The 3,110-nt window shown below is 27.4% G+C and carries 3 protein-coding genes; all 3 read left to right on the top strand.

What is annotated here, in order from left to right; genetic code table 11:
- Nucleotides 1-136: 136 nt before the first annotated feature.
- The gene (locus ACH2BO_RS00330; RefSeq protein ID WP_395042763.1) at nt 137-805 is read left to right on the top strand and encodes a hypothetical protein; all 669 of its coding nucleotides are present in this window, start codon (nt 137-139) and stop codon (nt 803-805) included.
- Between the two features lie 147 nt (nt 806-952).
- Nucleotides 953-1,720, top strand: a complete 768-nt coding sequence (locus tag ACH2BO_RS00325; RefSeq protein ID WP_395042762.1) for a tetratricopeptide repeat protein — start codon at nt 953-955, stop codon at nt 1,718-1,720.
- Nucleotides 1,721-1,899: 179 nt separating this feature from the next.
- The gene (locus ACH2BO_RS00320; protein ID WP_395042761.1) at nt 1,900-2,973 is read left to right on the top strand and encodes a hypothetical protein; all 1,074 of its coding nucleotides are present in this window, start codon (nt 1,900-1,902) and stop codon (nt 2,971-2,973) included.
- The last annotated feature ends 137 nt before the right edge of the window (nt 2,974-3,110 follow it).

Genomic DNA, 3,110 nt, shown 5'->3' with positions numbered 1-3,110 from the left:
TAGGCGAACTTTAAAGTTGGTTTTGTACTTGGAAGTTCGGTCTTTAATTTATACATTTGGCTAACCAAATCCCCAACTGACGCCAAGCCACGAGACGTTATGGGCAAGCTAACCGCAGAATTCAACAGAAATCTATATGAAATATCACTTCTTGTTATTATTGAGTTCTATGTTATTGTTTTCTTGTGAACATTCAAAAAAGAAACTTATCACTGAAAAAATCAAAGAAAAAGACACTTTAATTTATTCTGTATCAGCAAAAATATTAGACAATACTTATCGTGCAGATTACAGAAGCAATATGATATTATATGTCATAACCAACAATGACACCTTAATTGCTCAAAAAGAAGAAGGACTTTCCACTGTTCCATTAAAATTCGAGGATTATAACAAAGATGGAATGTTAGATATTCGATATGGTTATAACAGCAATTATTTTTTTGAAACTATTATGTTGTTCAATGCCAAAACTAAACAGTTTACAAAGATTGAAAACATTGATAATCCAGAATATGCATACTCGAAAAAAATAAAAAATACTGATTTCTATTTTTCATATTCCCCAAATGGCTGTGGAAAAAATAATTGGGAAAGCTATTTATTCTCAATCGAAGATTATAAAGCCGTACCTAAAGGTTACATAGAATACAAACAATGTATCGATGATGTAAAAGGAATGTATGTGTTTAGAATAAAAAAAGATGATAAAATCTTAATTGAAAAAATAGGTTTGAAAGAAGCCGACAACAAAGAACTTGAAAAGCATTGGATTAATTATCTGAAGAAAATAGCCTGCCCATAACACACGCTACAACGGATTTGGGCAATTGGCTTAATGGAAAATTGGTTTTGTACTTGGGATGATTTGGCAAATCCGAAGAATAGGCTTAATTTAGTCCCAAACCCGCTATAGCGCGAGAACGTTGTGCGTCATTTTACAAAAAAAATTATGAATAAAACATTAACAATTATTTTAAGTTTTTTATATTTTTCAAATTTATTTGCTCAAACTGAAAGTGAGTTATATAAAATTGGAATAACAAATTTTAAATCAGAAAAATATATTGAATCTATTGAAAACTTTTCCGAATTATTGAAAATTGTTAAAGGAAAAGATAAACAGAAAATTTGCTACATAAATCGAGGATTGTCTTATAATAAAGTGAAAAAATATAATCTCGCAATTTTGGATTTTAGCGAGGCAATAAAACTAAATGAAAATGATTATGTAAGTTATTTAGATAGAGGATTATCAAAAATGTATTTAGAAAATTATGAAGAAGCATTAAAAGATTTACATTTAGTAACTGAAAAATGTGAAATTAAAGAAAAGGTAGAATCATCATTATATTGGATAATAAGAATTAATTATCAACAACAGAATTATGCTTTAGCCGTTGCTAATTGTGAAAAATATATAAATATAAATGAAACCGATTCTGAAATATATTTTCTACTCGGAAATGCAAACGATAAATTAAAAGAATTCGAAAAAGCAGAAAATAATTTTACTAAAGCAATAAATTTAAATCCTAATTATTATGAGGCAATTGCAAATCGAGGCACTGCAAAAATAAATATTTTAACTAAAAACAAAAATCTATTTCCAACAAAAAGACAATTAGAAAGTGCGTGTGAGGATTTTAAAAGAGCAATAAGTCTTGGAGATATTAATGAAAAAACAATATTAAATTGTAAAAACTTTTGCGAAAAATAAAAAAAACGAACGCACAACAGCGGTTTGGCGCAATTGGGGTTTTAGGCTAACTTTAAAGTTGGTTTTGTACTTGGAAGTTGGGTCTTTAATTTATACATTTGGCTTACCAAATCCCCAACTGACGCCAAGCCACGAGACGTTAGCAGATATTATCCCAAAAAACACGAAAATAGACAAATATGAGTTTTTGCAATAATTGTGGAAGTAAAATAGAAAATGTAAAATTTTGCCCAAATTGTGGCGAAAAAGTTGTAATAATAACAGAAAATAAAATTGACAAATCTGTAAATTATCTAAAAGATAATATTCAAATTGCCAAAGAAAATTTAGGTTCAATAAATAGCGAAATAAAAGAAAGTGTTGTTGTAAATAATTTGAAAAATAAAACAATTCCAAAGATTAAAAACCAAATCATTGATATTTTAGGAATTATTGGTTTACTAATTATTATCGGACAAGTAATTGGCTATTTTGTAACTAATAATATTTTTCATTTTCAAGAAGCGTCAATAAGATATAATAATTCACCTTTTGAAAATTATTTTTCAGGGTTTATAGCGGAAATTTTACCAACCACCATTTTACCATTTGTTTTTATGTTTCTCTCGGGTTTAAGAAAGAAATGGTTATTCATAACTTCAGTTATTTTATTATTAGCATTTGTTGTAATTAGTAATGAAGGAAAAGCAACTTCAAAATACTTAAAAGAAAAAGAACTAAATGAAAATTCAACAATTGACACAATAAATCAAACTCAAGGAAATGAAAGTAACTATGAAAATAGTTCAAACATAAATAACTTAATAAGTAAATCTAAACCAAATCTAATTGAAAATGAAAATATTAGAATTGTAAACAATTCCAATTACAATAATCAAATAGATTTTTCATTTATAAAAGAATATCAAAACCAATATGCTTTTGATGAAGTTTGTAACAATTCAGAATTTAACACAGAATTAAAAAGTAAATTTGGTAATGATTTATTTGAATTATTCCTAAAATATATAGCAGTTCAAACACCAATTAGAATTGAAAACCAAGAAGTGTTTATTTCTGCTTGTTTTTCTCATTCTTGTGGATATAATGAATCTGCATTATTTGTAGATTTTGTAAGCGACACATATTACGCAGGAATATTAGACGAAGACAAAGTATACATTGCAACAAATAATATAAATTTCAATAAAAATGAAATAAATTTAATGCCGAATAAAATGCTTAATTGGATAAAAATGAATATAAAAGAATAATAACATCTGCCAACAGCAGTTTGCAGAAATGGCGGGTTTTGGGCTTAATTTGAAGTTGGTTTTGTACTTGCAAAGTCAGTGTTTAACCGAAAGTTTATGCTTCCTTAATCCGCCACTTCTGCAAGCTGCAAAACGTT

It is taken from the genome of Flavobacterium sp. (genome assembly GCF_043773265.1).
Taxonomy (GTDB): Bacteria; Bacteroidota; Bacteroidia; order Flavobacteriales; family Flavobacteriaceae; genus Flavobacterium.
Note: the sequence above shows the minus strand (reverse complement) of the source record. Positions and strands in the feature narration are given on the sequence as shown.